The sequence below is a fragment of the Weissella sp. ESL1156 genome (genome assembly GCF_058505625.1).
Genome location: NZ_CP196372.1, coordinates 498,109 through 514,843, shown reverse-complemented (window position 1 = coordinate 514,843; position 16,735 = coordinate 498,109). Strand labels below are relative to the sequence as shown.

14 protein-coding genes are annotated in these 16,735 nt (G+C 36.5%); all 14 read left to right on the top strand.

All coding sequences use genetic code 11. The features are described from left to right. The 14 genes from rpoD to ACSKY2_RS02505 all read left to right on the top strand — a co-directional run bounded on the left by rpoD (position 1) and on the right by ACSKY2_RS02505 (position 16,628). The gene (gene rpoD / locus ACSKY2_RS02570; protein WP_489839445.1) at positions 1-1,137 is read left to right on the top strand and encodes an RNA polymerase sigma factor RpoD; all 1,137 of its coding nucleotides are present in this window, start codon (positions 1-3) and stop codon (positions 1,135-1,137) included. A 122-nt stretch (positions 1,138-1,259) separates the two neighbouring features. Beyond that, the gene (locus tag ACSKY2_RS02565; protein ID WP_489878223.1) at positions 1,260-2,201 is read left to right on the top strand and encodes a DMT family transporter; all 942 of its coding nucleotides are present in this window, start codon (positions 1,260-1,262) and stop codon (positions 2,199-2,201) included. Positions 2,202-2,217: 16 nt separating this feature from the next. Next, positions 2,218-3,441: an MFS transporter gene (locus ACSKY2_RS02560; RefSeq protein WP_489878035.1), complete on the top strand. Its 1,224-nt coding sequence runs from the start codon at positions 2,218-2,220 to the stop codon at positions 3,439-3,441. A gap of 122 nt (positions 3,442-3,563) precedes the next feature. Then, positions 3,564-4,277: a response regulator transcription factor gene (locus ACSKY2_RS02555; protein WP_489878034.1), complete on the top strand. Its 714-nt coding sequence runs from the start codon at positions 3,564-3,566 to the stop codon at positions 4,275-4,277. A 17-nt stretch (positions 4,278-4,294) separates the two neighbouring features. Then, a complete protein-coding gene (locus ACSKY2_RS02550; RefSeq protein WP_489878033.1) occupies positions 4,295-5,668 on the top strand; it encodes a sensor histidine kinase in 1,374 nt (457 codons plus the stop codon). 32 nt (positions 5,669-5,700) lie between these two features. Then, positions 5,701-6,336 carry a uridine kinase gene (udk, locus tag ACSKY2_RS02545; protein WP_489878032.1) on the top strand — a complete coding sequence of 212 codons (636 nt, stop codon included), beginning with the start codon at positions 5,701-5,703 and terminating at the stop codon, positions 6,334-6,336. A 31-nt stretch (positions 6,337-6,367) separates the two neighbouring features. Further along, complete coding sequence (gene pepA / locus ACSKY2_RS02540; RefSeq protein ID WP_489878031.1) at positions 6,368-7,441, top strand: glutamyl aminopeptidase; 1,074 nt, start codon at positions 6,368-6,370, stop codon at positions 7,439-7,441. A gap of 41 nt (positions 7,442-7,482) precedes the next feature. Then, entirely contained in the window at positions 7,483-8,121 is a 639-nt protein-coding gene (gene ytpR / locus ACSKY2_RS02535) for a YtpR family tRNA-binding protein (RefSeq protein WP_489878030.1), read from the top strand. 14 nt (positions 8,122-8,135) lie between these two features. Beyond that, positions 8,136-8,489: a hypothetical protein gene (locus tag ACSKY2_RS02530; RefSeq protein ID WP_489878029.1), complete on the top strand. Its 354-nt coding sequence runs from the start codon at positions 8,136-8,138 to the stop codon at positions 8,487-8,489. 129 nt (positions 8,490-8,618) lie between these two features. After that, positions 8,619-9,959 (top strand): UDP-N-acetylmuramate--L-alanine ligase, encoded by a 1,341-nt coding sequence (gene murC / locus ACSKY2_RS02525; protein WP_489839453.1) that lies wholly within the window; start codon positions 8,619-8,621, stop codon positions 9,957-9,959. Positions 9,960-10,070: 111 nt separating this feature from the next. Beyond that, positions 10,071-10,790, top strand: coding sequence for a Bax inhibitor-1/YccA family protein (locus ACSKY2_RS02520; RefSeq protein WP_489878028.1), 720 nt, complete (start codon positions 10,071-10,073; stop codon positions 10,788-10,790). A gap of 132 nt (positions 10,791-10,922) precedes the next feature. Beyond that, on the top strand, positions 10,923-13,622 hold the full coding sequence (gene polA, locus ACSKY2_RS02515; protein WP_489878027.1) for a DNA polymerase I: 2,700 nt from the start codon (positions 10,923-10,925) through the stop codon (positions 13,620-13,622). A 167-nt stretch (positions 13,623-13,789) separates the two neighbouring features. After that, a complete protein-coding gene (locus tag ACSKY2_RS02510) occupies positions 13,790-15,685 on the top strand; it encodes a glycoside hydrolase family 2 TIM barrel-domain containing protein (protein ID WP_489878026.1) in 1,896 nt (631 codons plus the stop codon). Beyond that, positions 15,663-16,628 carry a beta-galactosidase small subunit gene (locus ACSKY2_RS02505; protein ID WP_489878025.1) on the top strand — a complete coding sequence of 322 codons (966 nt, stop codon included), beginning with the start codon at positions 15,663-15,665 and terminating at the stop codon, positions 16,626-16,628. Before ACSKY2_RS02510 ends, ACSKY2_RS02505 begins: the two co-directional genes overlap by 23 nt. The last annotated feature ends 107 nt before the right edge of the window (positions 16,629-16,735 follow it).

Genomic DNA, 16,735 nt, shown 5'->3' with positions numbered 1-16,735 from the left:
ATGGCTGCAAAGAAAACTGAGCAAAAATCAACTTCATTTAGTAAGGTGGATTTTGATAAAGCGGTTAAAGGTATTATTAAAGAATTTAAAAAAGATAAGCAAATCAAAGAAGCTGACCTACAGAAATCAGTTGTTAAGCCAATGTCTTTAAATGCTGATCAAATTGATGATTTATATGATCAAATTGAGTCAGCTGGTATTTCGGTTGTTGATGAAAACGGAGAACCTTCAGCACGTGCACTAGAAAATAAAAAAACAAAATTGTCTGAAAAAGAACTAAAGCAAGCAGCTGATGCACCTACTGGTATGAAAATTAACGATCCAGTTCGTATGTATTTAAAAGAAATTGGTCGGGTTTCTCTATTAACAGGTGCCGAAGAAGTTTCATTAGCAGAAAGAATTGAAGATGGTGATGAAACAGCAAAGCAAGAACTAGCAGAAGCCAATTTACGTTTGGTTGTTTCTATTGCAAAGCGCTATGTTGGTCGTGGTATGCAATTTCTTGATTTAATTCAAGAAGGTAATATGGGCTTAATGAAGGCTGTTGAAAAGTTTGATTATCGTAAGGGATTTAAATTTTCAACATACGCCACGTGGTGGATTCGACAAGCAATTACTCGTGCCATTGCCGACCAAGCACGAACCATCAGAATTCCCGTACACATGGTTGAAACCATCAATAAGTTAATTCGTATTCAACGTAATCTGTTGCAAGATTTAGGACGTGAACCAACACCAGAAGAAATTGGTGCCGAAATGGATGTGCCAACAGAAAAAGTACGTGATATCCTTAAAATTGCTCAAGAACCTGTCTCTTTAGAAACACCTATTGGGGAAGAGGATGATTCACACTTGGGTGATTTTATTGAGGATAATGAGGCGGTATCACCAGCTGATTCAGCTGCCTATCAAATGCTTAAGGAACAGCTGGAATCAGTTCTTGATACATTGACTGATCGAGAAGAAAATGTCCTAAGACTACGTTTTGGTCTTGAGGATGGACGGACACGTACTCTAGAAGAAGTTGGTAAGGTATTTGGAGTAACTCGTGAACGAATTCGACAAATTGAAGCAAAAGCGTTGCGTAAGTTACGGCATCCATCACGTTCAAAACAATTACGTGATTTCTTAGATTAAGTAACAATAGTCAACAATAATAGAGTGGTTTAACCGATTGATTACTGGTTAAGACCACTCTTTTTCAATAAAAATAGATGATCGTATTGAGCAGATATAGATAGTAGGAAGGTATAAAAATGATTTTAGTTTCTTTGGGATTTGCCCTGGTGGCAGGTTTTTTATTGGCTAATCAAAATCCGATTAATTCTGATTTAAGTAGAATTGTTCGATCCCCCTTTTTAGCAGCGACTATTTCATTCTTAATTGGTACATTATTTTTAGGATTATTAAGTTGGTTAATGACTGGTGATTTATGGCCTACAGGTCAGTTTATTTATACACATCCCTGGTGGATTTGGTTAGGCGGATTATTAGGTGGTATTTATTTAACATCAAATGTTTTGTTATTTCCACGATTAGGTGCGATGCAAACAGTTATTTTACCAATTTTAGGACAAATATTAATGGGTACCATTATTGACACGTTTGGTTGGTTTCAGGCAAAAGTCATTTCTTTAACTATTCTGCGTGTCTTTGGATTAATTGTTCTAATTTTTGGTGTGTTTTGTGCTGTTGCTTTACCAACATTGTTACAAAAAGAATCATTAACAACTAATAAAGAAATTTCAAAATCAACAGAGAAAAAATTCTGGCAAATTTGGGCCGTTATAGCTGGTGGTGTTTCAGCAACCCAGCAAGCCATTAATGGGTATTTAGGTACGCTATTACATAATTCAGAACAAGCAGCGTTTATCTCTTTTTTGACAGGTTTTGTACTTATTGCCATTTTTTCAGTTGTGTTTGAAAAAAGATTACCAAGTATGACTGCGTTGAAAACAACAAAGTGGTGGAATTGGTTAGGTGGTATTTTAGGTGGATTATTTGTTTTAGCGACAGTATTAACTGTACCTCAAATTGGTGCGGGACTAACAATTACCATGGGATTAATTGGGTCAATTTTGGGTTCAATGTTCGTACAAAAATTTGGTTGGTGGCATTCACTCAAAGCACCAATAACATTGGTACAAATTATTGGTGTCATTATTATGGCAGTTGGTGTGATTATTATTAAGTTTTTATAGTAGAGGGGGCGTGTTTATGACAGAACATCAATCTAAATTAGCAAATTTTAGTTTTCCGCTGCTTGCTTCAAATTTTGCGTCAGTTTTTGGTGATGGCGTTTATCGATTTGGTTTGAATTGGTTTTTAGTCGCAAGTTACGGTAATGCAAAAATTTTAGGCATTCTCACAGGATTTGGCTTTATTGTTTATGTTGTTAATGATATTTTTGTCGGTTCAATGCTTGACCGGTTTAATCGTAAGATTGTTCTCTTGACTGCTGATTTTATGGGAGCAATCGGAGCACTGAGTTTATCATTCTTTATTAATCCAGATAAACCACAAATTTGGATTCTGTTTATTTTAACATTTATTTTAAATATGGATGTTTCCTATTCGTATCCAGCAACAAGGGCCATTTTACCCGATGTAATTAAAGAAAAATCACTTGCAGGTTTTAATGCTTGGGCAAGCGCAGCATTTTCGACAGGACAAGCGATGGGACCACTTGTTGGTGGCCTGTTATTGCATTTTAAGTGGATCAACTTGAGAACTTTCTTACAAATTCTTGCAGTGATGTTGTTTATTACGGTACTTTTTAACTTAGCCATTAAGTACAAACCAGCACAAAAGTCAGATTCATATACAACAGAACCCTTTTTACAAAGTTTAGCAGCTGGTTTTCGATATGTAAAAAACTCACCAGTATTGTTTGAGTCTATGTTGCTAACAATTTGGACAAACTTCTTTTTTGAAGGGTTTATTTTAGCGATGCCATATTTAATTCAACATAATTATCACGGTACGGCAACGAGTTATTCGACTGCATTAACATTAGCTGCAGTTGCTGGTATTTTTGTCAGTGTCATATTAGCAAAGTTACCGAAATATAATACGATGAGTTCGATGTATCATGACTTTTATCTGTTAGGAGTAGCGTTTATTATTGCGACTTTCCTTAAATATTTATGGGTCTTTATTATTTTAGTGATTTTATATGGTTTTGCTCGGTCTGCCTTTGTCATTAAAATTAATACGGTTCGTCAACAAGCCAGTTCACCAGATTATTTAGGCCGAGTTTTTGGCATATCGTTTTTTGCAACTGATTTATTTTCACCAATCATTACAGTGGCTTTAGGATATGGTGTTTCATGGATGGGTGAATGGACGATTTTCTTACTAGGTAGCTTATTGATTATTGGCATGCTGGTTATTGAATTATCAAGTAAATCATATGCAAAAAAATTAATAGATAATCATTGATGATAGATGAATGAACATTCATTATTGAAATTGTCTGACATTGCAGCATAGCAACTTCAAACAATTTCATTACTTTTCGTGGTAAACTTATAATTAATATATAAAAATAGGAGTTTATAGTTATGACAAAAGTTTTGATTGTTGATGACGAACCATCATTACAAACTTTATTAACGTATAACTTAAAGAAATCCGGTTTCGAAGTCGTATCGGCCGTTGATGGTAAGCAAGCATTAGACATTATTCATCAACAAGAAATTGACATTGTGTTATTGGATGTGATGTTGCCTGAAGAAAGCGGCGTTGATGTCACACGTGAATTACGAGCTGAGAAAAATCAAATTCCAATCATTATGTTAACAGCTTTGGATGATGAGGTTGATAAAGTTGTTGGTTTGGAAATTGGTGCAGATGATTATGTAACGAAGCCGTTCAGTCCACGAGAAGTTATAGCACGTGTTCATGCAGTATTGCGGCGTTTTAGTCAAAAGACAGCTGTAACAAATGAAAATGCTATGAAGCATACGCAGTCATATGGTGACTTATCAATTGATTTTGATAAAATGGTTGTGCAATTTGATGGCGAAGTTGTGAAATTAACACCTAAAGAATATGAGTTATTGGCTTACATGGCTGAACGTGAAGGACGTGTATTAAGCCGTGAAACTATTCTAGATGGCGTTTGGGGTTATGAGTTTTCAGGGCCTGATACGAGAATGGTCGATATGCATTTATCACACTTGCGCGACAAAATTGAATTAGATCCAAAACACCCAGTCTATCTTAAAACGGTTCGGGGCTTTGGTTATCGATTTGACCATCCATCTGACAAATAAATTTAAAGGACAAGACTATGAATATTGACGAATTAATTGAATCAGCAAAGCGTTTTGTCCTTTTCTGGTTCCTTTATGCAGTGATTATCTGGTTAATTTTATGGTTAACATCACTTACGGGTGATCAGAGTGTTACTTTAAAGTGGCACGTTTTAATCCTGCTTTCAATGATTTTGGCTGGTGCAACGACTTTAGCATTAGAAATTCAAAGGCAACGTCGAGATGCACATTTAACGCTATTTATTGAAAAATTACAAGATTTAGAGACAACTCATACGCATACAGCTCATGTTTTGATGCGTCCAGATGATTCTTTAGCACCGCTTGCCACTGCAATTAACAATGTGCAGCACTTAAACAGTAAACGTATTAAGATTATGCAAGAGCAAAGTAGTACGATGGAAACGTTGATGAGTAATATGCCTCTAGGTGTTTTACAGATTACACCTGAGCGCAAGATCATTCAGGCAAATCAGCAAGCTAATCAATTATTGGGTGTTCAGCAAAGTTTATTAAATCAACATTATGATAATGTGATTAAGTATCATCGCTTGATGGAATTATTTGAACAAGCTTTGAAACAAAAGAAAAAAATTCGTGAGTTGGTCAAAATTGAGGATAAAACAATTGATGTCTCTATTGTTTATTATGAGACTCGTGAACGACATTTTGAGTTATTAGTGCTGCTCTACGATATGACTGAAGTTATTCAAATGAAAGACATGCAAACAGCGTTTGTTGCCAATGCTTCGCATGAATTACGGACACCATTGACGTCCATTGCTGGCTTTACTGAAACCCTATTGAACGGTGCACAGGATGATCCAAAAGACAGACAAGAATTTTTAGAGATTATTCAAGCAGAGACGAAACGTTTGTTGGATTTGACGAATGATATTTTGACTTTAGCGAAAGTACCTGAGCAATCACATAATTTGCAACAGTTTAATATGGCTGAAATGGTTGATAAAATTTTTAATACGAAAGCTGCAGCTCATAGTGCATTAAATTTGACACTAAAAAATGAAGTTAGTGAGACATTGGTCATTAAGCAGGATAAGAATGTGATTGAGCAAATTTTAACTAATTTAATAGGTAATGCTATGAAGTATAACCGTCAGAATGGGTCAGTGAAAGTATCAGCTATGATGACTGCTAGTGAGTTAGCCTTTGCAGTTAAAGATACTGGCTTAGGTATTCCTAGTGATGAACAAAACAGAATATTTGAACGCTTTTATCGGGTAGATAAGTCACGTACAAAATCAATTCCTGGTACAGGGTTAGGACTAGCAATTGTGCATGATCTTGTTGAACAAGCACAAGGGAAAATTGAATTAACAAGTCAAGTTGGGGTTGGATCAACAATTACAGTGACCTTACCATTACAATAATGATGTTTATATAGAAAAGAGAGAGGTTTAGCATGGCTACATCACGCCCAATGGTTATCGGTGTTACGGGAGGATCTGGTTCTGGGAAAACAACTGTTAGTCAAGATATTATTAAACGTCTTGAAGGTGAATCAGTTGTGATGATTCCTCAGGATGCTTACTATCGAGACCAGAGTGACAAGAGTATGTCTGAACGAAGGATGACGAATTATGATCATCCAGATTCATTAGATAATGAATTATTAATTACACAATTGGAACAATTATTGGCTCGTCAACCAATTGAGCAGCCAACGTATGATTATACAAATCACACACGGTCCGATAAGACAATTACAGTCGCTCCTGCAGATGTGATTATTTTAGAAGGCGTTCTATTGTTTACTGAATCACGTTTACGTGACTTGTTAGATATTAAAGTTTATGTTGATACTGACGATGATTTACGTTTTATTCGTCGTATGCAACGAGACATTGTTGAACGTGGTAGAACTGTTGATTCAGTTGTTAATCAATATATGGCTACTGTGAAGCCAATGTATCATCAGTTTGTGGAACCAACAAAGCGTTATGCAGATATTATTTTACCTGAAGGTGGTGCTAATACTGTTGGTATTGGTATGCTAGAGGCACAAATACGAGCGATTTTAACTAAAAACCAAGCATGAAATAGATAGTATTATAGAAAGTGTGAGTGTATTGGAAGAACGAATTTGGCAGCGTATTGTAAAATATACTGAACTACAAGGAACATCCGGTCAAGAACATCAAGTTAGAAGGGCATTCAGAGAAGATCTTTCACCATTAGTTGATGAAGTTGTACAAAATGGTCTAGGTGGTATCTATGGTATTAAATATAACAAAGATACTTCAGCACCCCGAATCATGTTTGGTGCCCATATGGATGAGGTTGGCTTCATCGTGACGCAAATTACCCCAAGAGGTATGTTGGTGGTAGCACCAGTAGGTAGTTGGAATCCCTATACTGTTTCAGCAGAACGGTTTACATTATTTACACGTGAAAATAAGTACCCAGTTGTTTCATCATCTGTCTCACCACATTTGTTACGACAAGGAAATGTTAACGGTACACCACAAATAACAGATATTTTGTTTGATGGCGGCTTTTCATCAGCTGAAGAAGCAACAGCTTACGGGGTTCACCCAGGCGATTTTATTGTACCAGCAGTCACAACGACCCTGTTAGCAAATGGCAAACGTGTTGCTTCAAAAAGTTGGGATAACCGGTTTGGCCTTGTGACTATTTTAAATGCCTTAGAAAATTTGCAACATCAAACATTGCCGAATACATTGATTATGGGGGCTAATACGCAAGAAGAAGTTGGCTTAAGAGGTGTTGGACCAGCTGTTAATCAATTAAAGCCAGATATTTTCTTTGCACTTGACTCTTCAGCTGCTGATGACACTGTTTCTGAGCACGGTCAAGGTCAAATGGATCAAGGCGCACTATTACGTGTCTTTGATCCAGGAGTTGTAATGCCCCTACGCCTTAAAGAATTTGTTTTAGATACAGCAAGTGATGCTGGTATTCCATTACAATACTTTGTCGCTAAAGGTGGGACTGATGCTCATGGCGCTCAATCACAAAATAATGGCATTCCATCCGTTGCACTCGGGGTAGCATCTCGTTACATTCACACTCATCAAACAGTTTGGTCAATTGCTGACTTTGAGTCAGCACAAGCTCTTGTTGAAGCAATCGCACAAAAATTAGATGCAGGCACGGTAAATGATATTATTTATGGTGATTAGTGAGTTAAAAATACTTAATAAAATAAAGGAGAACTGACAGCATGTTAATTGCCAGCTATAATCCAGCAGGGATGGGAGATCACTTAATCGTATTAACCAACCAAGCAACCGAATTCGATGTTCAAAAACACGAGAATGTTGTTCAAATTAAAACAAAAAATAATGAAGTTATCGGATATAACTTTTTAAATATTAGTCAATCATTAGACCTAGTAAATATTTCTGGTCAAATTATCTTAGATGAAGTGCAAGTAGCAATATTGAATGATTTAATTAATCAGGCCGGATTTTCAGAGAAATTAGTTGTTGACAAGACACCAAAATTTGTTGTCGGTTATGTTGAAAAAGTGGAGCCACATCCAGATTCAGATCATTTGCAAGTGACAACTACAGTTATTGATCATGATGAACGTGTTCAAATTGTGTCTGGCTCACCAAATATGCAACAGGGTATTAAAGTTGTTGTGGCAAAAGTAGGTGCAATGATGCCTTCTGGATTAATTATTTGGCCTGGTGAACTTCGTGGTGTTAAATCAAATGGTATGATTACCTCTGGTCGTGAATTAAAATTACCTAATGCGCCTCAAGTACCTGGTGCATTGATATTACCTGAAGATTTTGCGCCAGTGGGAGCACCATTTAACGCTAATTCAGCAGCTGCACAATCACTCTTTCAATAGAAGGTGGTGAAGTAATGGCTTTGCAACGTCCAATTGTTTTTTATGAAACTTTAATGCACACTTATGATCAACAGGTTGCAGAATTATTAGCTGCTAAAACAGATTACATTTTGTTGGCAGATCGTGAGACTGAGATTGTTAAAACATTATCAGCGAAACAGCCTATTGTTGTAGAGGTTTTACAGCCTCATCAATCAAAAAAAGTTAAAAAATCATCAACATCAAAAACAAAAACATCAGTTAATCATGCCAAAACGAGTGTTGATCCTAAAATGATTAAAACAGGTTTAGGTTTAAGTTTGGATGATATTTTGTCAGAAGAAGACAGTGTAGCTGCTAGAGATCGTAATGGTTATTTTAACAGTTAACAATTTTAAACTAGTGAAAACACTTATCGAATAATGCCGATAGGTGTTTTTTTTGGTAAAATTTTTGGTAAGATAGAAGATAATTAATAAATTTAATGAACGATATTTACGTTAGAATGGATGAAAAAAATGAACAAGAATCCTAATTATTATTTTATTGGTATTAAGGGCTCAGGTATGAGCGCTTTAGCATTAATTTTACACGATCAAGGTTATCAAGTCTCTGGGTCAGATATTGATGAATACACATTTACACAAAAGCCCCTTGAAGCAGCAGGAATTCCAATGTATTCGTTTGATGAAAATAACATTAAACCAGGCATGACGGTTATTCGTGGTAATTCATTTGAAGATGATCAGGTCGAAGTTGCAGCAGCATTAGCGATTGCTGATCAACTAACCATCTTAACTTACCCAGATATGGTTGAACAATTGGTCGTGCAATATACATCGATTGGCGTTGCTGGTGCTCATGGTAAAACATCAACGACTGGTCTACTTTCACATGTCCTTTCAGGAATTGCACCAACATCATATTTAATTGGTGATGGTACCGGTAAAGGTGTTCCAAATGCGCGTTTCTTCATTTTTGAAGCTGATGAATATCGTCGCCATTTTAAGGACTACACACCTGATTATGCGATTATGACTAATATTGATTTTGATCATCCTGATTACTACACAGGCATTGATGATGTTCGTAGTGCTTTTGAAGATTTTGGTAATCATGTTAAAAAAGGTATTTTTGCATGGGGTGATGATGAACAATTACGACGAATCCACGTTTCTGTGCCAGTGTACTATTATGGTACTAATCCTGAGACAGACGATTTCTATGCTGATAACATCAAACGTTCAACTAAGGGATCTAGTTTTGATGCGTATTATCATGACAAGTTCCTAGGAAATTATAAGGTTCCTTTGTTTGGCCAACATGGTATATTAAACACATTAGCTGTTGTTGCTGTGTCTTACTTTGAAGAAATTGAAGCATCTTTGATTCAAGAAGAACTATTAACTTTTCAAGGAGTAAAACGACGCTTTACGGAAAAACATATCGGGCCAGTGACAATCATTGATGATTATGCACATCATCCTTCAGAAATTACAGCAACGATTGATGCGGCCCGTCAAAAATATCCGGATAGAAAATTAACTGCCGTTTTTCAGCCACATACTTTTTCACGAACAATTGCTTATCAAGATGACTTTGCAAAGGCATTAGATTTGGCAGATAATGTTTTCTTAACTGAAATATTTGCTTCAGCACGTGAAACTGCTGGACAAATTAGTTCCGCAGATTTAGGTAAAAAAATCACAAAATTTGAAGGGATTGTTTCACCAACAAATGTTGCGCCGCTTTTGGCAGATGAAGATGGTGTCTTTATCTTTATGGGTGCTGGTGACCTGCAAATGACTGAATTTGCCTTTGAAAAATTATTGTCAAATACACAAACAAACCTACAATGATATTTAATTTTTGTTAAACCTTAAATTAAAACTAAGCTTTCTGTTATACTATTAAGTAGTGGGGAGGTTCACCAAACCATTGTCACTTATGACAACGTAGGAGGTAAGTATATGGATAATTATCAAAAACAAGAACCACGTCTCGTAAATCCTGATGTAAGTGGTGTGAATAACTTCTTTAAAAAAGTTTATTTGTACATGGCATTAGCCTTACTCGTCACAGCAGTTACAGCGTATTTAGGTGCAACATTATTTGCTGGACCAATTGTTCGAATCTTTAGCAGTCCTATTTCATCACTAGTTATTTTTGGTATCATGATGGGATTTGTCTGGCTATTCTCAAGCCGGGTTTATAAAAATCCAGCGCAAGCCTTTGGCATGTTGATTGGATTTGCTGTGTTAAATGGATTTACATTTACGGTGATTGGGTTAACAATTGATTTTGGCTTAATTGCCTTAGCATTCTTTACGACAGCATTCCTATTCGTGGGTATGGCAGCGTATGGATACTTTACAAAAAAATCACTAGCGTCACTGTCTTCAATTTTGTTTGGTTCACTGATTGCCCTGATTGTTGGAGGTATTATCAACCTATTCTTCTTCAATAGTGTTGTATACTTCTTTTTATCAGTTGTCGGTATTGTTGTCTTTGCAGTGATGACAGCTTATGACATGAATCGCTTGAAGTCAATGTATTATGAATACGGTGAAACTGGTGCACAAGTTGCTCAAGGACTGGCTGTTTCCGGTGCGCTAAATCTATATATGGATTTCATTAATTTGTTTATCTATATTTTGCAACTGTTCACGTCATTTAATTCACGTGATTAATCTAATCTAGAAAGTGTTATCTAAAGTTATTTAGCATAACACTTTTTTTGCGTTTATGTTGTTATCACTATTTGAACTCTGCTACACTAATAGATAGATTAAAAAGGGTTTAAACCCAGAAACGAGATAAATATGACAAAACCAACTTTGCTTTTAATTGATGGTAATTCATTGGCTTTTCGTGCATTCTATGCATTGATTAATCAAGTCGAACGTTTTGTTAATCATGAAGGATTACATACGAATGCATTAGTTGGATTTAACAATCTGCTAGATGGCATTGTTGATCCATTTAATCCAGACCTTGCACTTGTCGCTTGGGATGCAGGTAAAACGACTTTTCGGACGGGAAAATTTGATAATTACAAAGGAAATCGTGATAATACTCCTCAAGAGTTAGTTGAACAATTTGAACCATTACGTAAAATGGTTGAACTTCACGGCATTCGCTCATATGAATTACCTGGATATGAAGCAGATGATATTATTGGTACCATGGCGCAATTAGGTGAACAAGCAGGCTACATGGTAACCATTGTCACTGGTGATCGTGATATGACGCAATTAGTATCTGATAACATCACGGTTTGGGTAACTAAAAAAGGCATTTCTGAGATTGATCATTATACACCAGCAATGATTTCAGAGTTATATGAGGGATTAGAGCCAAAGCAGATTGTCGATATTAAAGGATTGCAGGGAGATACTAGTGATAATTATCCAGGTGTCGCTGGAATTGGTCCCAAGACAGCTCTGAAATTAATTAAACAATATCATTCAATTTCGGAAATGTACGATCATATTGATGAGATGAAGCCATCAAAACAAAAAGATAAACTGATTGCGGGAGAACAAGATGCTCGTTTGTCTCGAGATTTAGCTGAAATTCGAACTGATGCACCAATAACTATTTCACTTTCTGACCTAACTTATAAAGGACCTGATTATAAAAATATTATTCCCTTCTATCAGCATCTAGATTTTAAAGCACAATTAGTAAAATTGGCTAATCAAGGTTATACTGTGCCAACGAACGAGCATAATGGGAATGCGACATTTGATATTAATAATACAAAATTACAAGTATCAACATTAACAACAACTAGTCTAACGCATATATCACAATTGCAAGATACGATTAGTTTTTATTTGGAACTAGATGGAGAAAATTATCATACTGCAAACCCGGTCGGTTTCGTTTTGGGAAATCAAGAAAATGGTTATTTTGCAAGTCGTGATATTGAATTGTTAACTCAAAATTCACCAATTAAAACTATTTTAGAAGATCCCAAAATTACTAAAAATGTTTTCAACGCAAAAGAACTTTACGTCAGTTTGAACCGCCTAGGTGTTTCATTACAAAATGTTGATTTTGACTTACTACTTGTTTCATATTTGTTAGACACAAATGATAACAATAATGACTTAGGGGCATTAGCTCATGATAACGATTACTATGCTGTTTTAACTGATGAAGAAGTTTATGGTAAAGGTGCAAAATTTGCTATTCCAGAAACTGATTCAGACTTTTTTGAACATCTTGGTCGTAAAGCAATGGCCATTAATCTCTTGCGTGAACCACTTTATACAAAGTTGGCCGATCATGAACAAACAGACTTGTACAAGAATATTGAATTACCATTAACACGGATTCTTGCCCGAATGGAAGCGACGGGGATTACTGTGGATGCTGAACAGTTGTTACAGATGCGTAGTAAATTAACTGAGCGTTTAAGTGAGTTGGAGCAAAAGATTTATCAGCAGGCAGGTCATGAATTTAATGTCCAGTCACCAAAGCAATTAGGTGTTGTTTTGTTTGAGGAAATGAACTACACGCCAATCAAGAAGACAAAGACAGGTTATTCAACAAGTGTTGAAGTACTGGAAAAGATGAGTGATGTACCTATTGTTGAATCGATCCTAGCATATCGTCAAGTTGCAAAAATTCAATCGACCTATGTTGAAGGCTTGCTACGAGTTATTCATGGTTCAGATTCTAAGGTTCACACACGTTACTTACAAACTTTGACACAAACTGGCCGCTTATCTTCAGTTGATCCAAATTTACAGAATATCCCAGTGCGTATCGAAGAAGGTCGCCAAATTCGTAAGGCCTTTGTGCCTAGACAAAAAGATTGGCAAATCCTTAGTGCTGATTATTCACAAATTGAGTTACGGGTATTGGCGCATATTACTGGTGATAAAAATCTTCAAGCAGCATTCATTCACGGTGAGGATATTCACGCAGCAACAGCTCGTCGTATCTTTGGCTTAAAAGATGATGAAGTTGTTGATGGCAATATTCGACGTCAAGCAAAGGCAGTTAATTTTGGTATCGTGTATGGCATTTCTGATTTTGGTCTTTCAAAGAATATTGGCGTTTCACGTAAGGAAGCCAAGTCGATTATTGAAACCTATTTTGATCAATATCCTGATGTTAAAAAATGGTCAGATAACATTGTTGCTTCAGCCCGTGAAAAAGGTTATGTTGAGACCATTGCCCATCGACGTCGTTACTTACCTGATATTAAGGCAAAGCGATTTAATGCGCGTTCATTTGCAGAACGTACTGCTATGAATTCGCCAATTCAGGGATCTGCTGCAGATATCATTAAAATTGCTATGATTAAAGTGCAAGCAGCTATTGAAGAGGCGGGATTGCAAGCACATATGCTTTTACAAGTTCATGACGAATTGATTTTCGAGGCACCTGCAAGTGAAATGGCGACATTAGAGAAGCTTGTGACAAAAGTGATGGATAGTGCAGTAAAATTAGATGTACCACTATTAGTTTCATCACATATTGGTCAATCATGGTATGACGCAAAATAAGATTGATTTTTTTAAGAGTATGCTAGTTAGCACGAATTAACTAGCGACTCTTTTTTTAAATAGGGCGGTAAATTAATAATATTTAACGACAAATTTGTTATAATACGGTACAATTAATTATTGAAAACGTTTTCAAATGACGTTTCTTTAAATATTAGGGGGATACCATGATAGCAAAGTTAGAATGGTTGGACGATCCGACTGTATTTAGAGTCGGTAAATTACCAGCACATAGTGATCATGTCGTTTATCGTTCAGCGGCAGAAATGGCACAAAAAAAATCGAGTTTGATTAAAAGTTTAGATGGGACTTGGCGTTTCCATTTTGCAAAAACACCAGCAGAGCGTTTAATTAATTTTGAAGCACCAACTTTTAATACAGAAAACTTTGATGATATTCAAGTACCAGGTCATATTGAATTACAAAATTTCGGACAAATTCAATATATCAATACCCTGTACCCATGGGAGGGTAAAACTTATCGACGCCCTCCTTATGCATTAGGAGCAGATGAGACTTATCCTGGTATTTTTAGTGAAGCAAGTGATAATACGGTTGGTCAATACATTAAAACATTTACTTTACCTGACGATTTTTCAGATCATGATGTACACATTCAATTTGACGGTGTTGAAGAAGCCATGTACGTTTGGTTGAATGGCCATTTTATTGGTTATTCTGAAGACAGTTTTGCTAGAGCAGAATTCGATTTAACGTCATTTTTGCAACCAGGTGAAAATAAATTAGCAGTTGAAGTGTTTAAATACAGTACAGCAGCTTTCATTGAAGATCAAGATATGTTCCGTTTCTCGGGTATCTTCCGAAGTGTTCGTTTACTGGCCATACCACAAGTCAATCTTGTTGATATGCATATTAAACCAGTTGTTAACGCTGATTTGAAGACTGGAAACTTGTCGATTGACCTAACAATGGCTGGTCAATTATCAGAGACGAGTGCTCAAATCACGGTTAATGACCCATCTGGGATTGTCGTCTTAGATAAACTTGTCTCAGTTTCACAGAACATTACGATTGAAAATGAACTGATTAAAAATATTAGTTTGTGGTCACATAAGCAACCTAATTTGTATGAATTGACTGTGACCTTGTTTGATTCTGATAAACAAGTTATTGCAATTGTGCCATACGCATTTGGTTTCCGTCGGTTGGTCAAAGATGCACAAAATCATGTGACATTAAATAATGTACCATTGCATTTAAATGGTGTTAATCGCCATGAATGGAGTGCTGTTGGTGGCCGAAGTGTGACGATTGACGAAATGCGGACTGATATTGACATGTTTAAAGCAAATAATATTAATGCTGTTCGTACTTCTCATTATCCAAATCAAGTACCTTGGTATGGTATGTGTGACGAAGCGGGTATCTATATGATGGCTGAAACAAATTTGGAATCACATGGTTCTTGGCAAAAAATGGGGGCTGTTGAACCATCGGATAATGTGCCAGGTTCAGTACCACAATGGTTAGACGTTGTCTTAGATCGGGCAAAGTCTAATTTTGAACAATTTAAAAACCATCCATCAGTCTTGTTTTGGTCGCTGGGTAACGAATCGTATACGGGTGATAATATTGCAGCAATGGATGCTTACTTTAAGTCGGTTGATGATTCACGACTAACTCATTATGAAGGTGTCTTTCAAAATCGTGTTGATGAAGATCGAATATCTGATGTCGAAAGTCGTATGTATGCATCCCCAGCTGATATTCAAGCATATCTTTCAGACAATCCCAAAAAACCATATTTAAACTGCGAGTACATGCATAGTATGGGTAACTCAGTTGGTGGTTTGGATGAATATGTGCACTTATTTGATGAGTTTGACACATATCTTGGAGGTTTTATTTGGGATTATATCGATCAAGCCTTGTATGTCACAGATGAGGTGACTGGTCAACAAGTCCTTCGCTACGGTGGTGACTTTGATGAACGCCATTCAGATTACGAATTTTCGGGGGATGGGATTGTCTTTGCCAATCGTCAGCCTAAACCAGCAATGCAGGAGGTAAGTTACTATTATGGACGCTACGACAACGAATAAATTACAAGTTGTATATGGCGATGGGTCATTGGGATTACATGGAGACACATTTCATTATTTATTCAGTTACGAAAAAGGTGGTCTTGAGTCACTTAAAGTAAACAATAAAGAATGGTTATATCGTGTACCAAAGTTAGCCTTTTGGCGTGCAACAACTGATAATGATCGCGGTAGTCATTTCTCAACCAAATCAGCAACTTGGTTCGGAGCAGATATGTTTACTGAAGCTACAGCAGTTCATGTGACCGTTGATGGAAAAAATTTGGGCTTGCCGGTTGCACCAGGGAATAACCGCTTTACTGCAAATGAATTTGCTGATAATGCGTCAGTGACGTATACCTTTTTAACAGCGACTCAACCGCAAACAACGGTTACTGTGGTATACACTGTTTCAGCAACGGGTGAATTGCATATTGCTGTTAATTATGCAGGAAAAGCTGGCTTACCAGAATTACCAACATTAGGATTACGATTTATTATGCCAACGGTTGCAAATGGCTATAGCTATGCTGGTTTATCAGGGGAAACCTATCCTGATCGAATGGCGGGTGGCCAATCTGGTACGTATGAAGTAGCAGGATTACCACTGACGCCTTATATTGTCCCTCAAGAGATGGGGATGCATATGGCAACGTCCAGTTTAACGATCAATCGGTCAACAACCTTAAATAATGCTGATTTTTCAAAGGAAATAGGTTTATTAACATTTAAACAAACAACAAAGCCTTTTGCTTTTTCAGCTTTACCATATACAGCGATTGAACTAGAGAGTGCAACTCATATTGAAGAGTTGCCAATTCCTCGCAGGACAGTTGTGACAATTTACGGAGAAGTTCGCGGCGTAGGTGGTATTGATAGTTGGGGAACTGATGTGCAACCACCTTATCATATTTCAGGTGAACTTGATCATCAATTTGACTTTATCATGCAACCAACAAAATAAAAATTAATAAATTAGTTGCGCCATAATCTTGGCATAAGCAACGGGAGGGCCGTGAATTTACCAGTTTAAATTGGTAAATTCACGGCCCTTTAAACTTTTTTAAAAGA

Bases quoted from the DNA above. Each gene is read 5' to 3' on its own strand.
- rpoD (WP_489839445.1), top strand. From the start codon at position 1: ATGGCTGCAAAGAAAACTGAGCAAAAATCAACTTCATTTAGTAAGGTG.
- ACSKY2_RS02560 (WP_489878035.1), top strand. From the start codon at position 2,218: ATGACAGAACATCAATCTAAATTAGCAAATTTTAGTTTTCCGCTGCTT.
- ACSKY2_RS02555 (WP_489878034.1), top strand. From the start codon at position 3,564: ATGACAAAAGTTTTGATTGTTGATGACGAACCATCATTACAAACTTTA.
- ACSKY2_RS02550 (WP_489878033.1), top strand. From the start codon at position 4,295: ATGAATATTGACGAATTAATTGAATCAGCAAAGCGTTTTGTCCTTTTC.
- udk (WP_489878032.1), top strand. From the start codon at position 5,701: ATGGCTACATCACGCCCAATGGTTATCGGTGTTACGGGAGGATCTGGT.
- ytpR (WP_489878030.1), top strand. From the start codon at position 7,483: ATGTTAATTGCCAGCTATAATCCAGCAGGGATGGGAGATCACTTAATC.
- ACSKY2_RS02530 (WP_489878029.1), top strand. From the start codon at position 8,136: ATGGCTTTGCAACGTCCAATTGTTTTTTATGAAACTTTAATGCACACT.
- murC (WP_489839453.1), top strand. From the start codon at position 8,619: ATGAACAAGAATCCTAATTATTATTTTATTGGTATTAAGGGCTCAGGT.
- ACSKY2_RS02520 (WP_489878028.1), top strand. From the start codon at position 10,071: ATGGATAATTATCAAAAACAAGAACCACGTCTCGTAAATCCTGATGTA.
- polA (WP_489878027.1), top strand. From the start codon at position 10,923: ATGACAAAACCAACTTTGCTTTTAATTGATGGTAATTCATTGGCTTTT.
- ACSKY2_RS02510 (WP_489878026.1), top strand. From the start codon at position 13,790: ATGATAGCAAAGTTAGAATGGTTGGACGATCCGACTGTATTTAGAGTC.
- ACSKY2_RS02505 (WP_489878025.1), top strand. From the start codon at position 15,663: ATGGACGCTACGACAACGAATAAATTACAAGTTGTATATGGCGATGGG.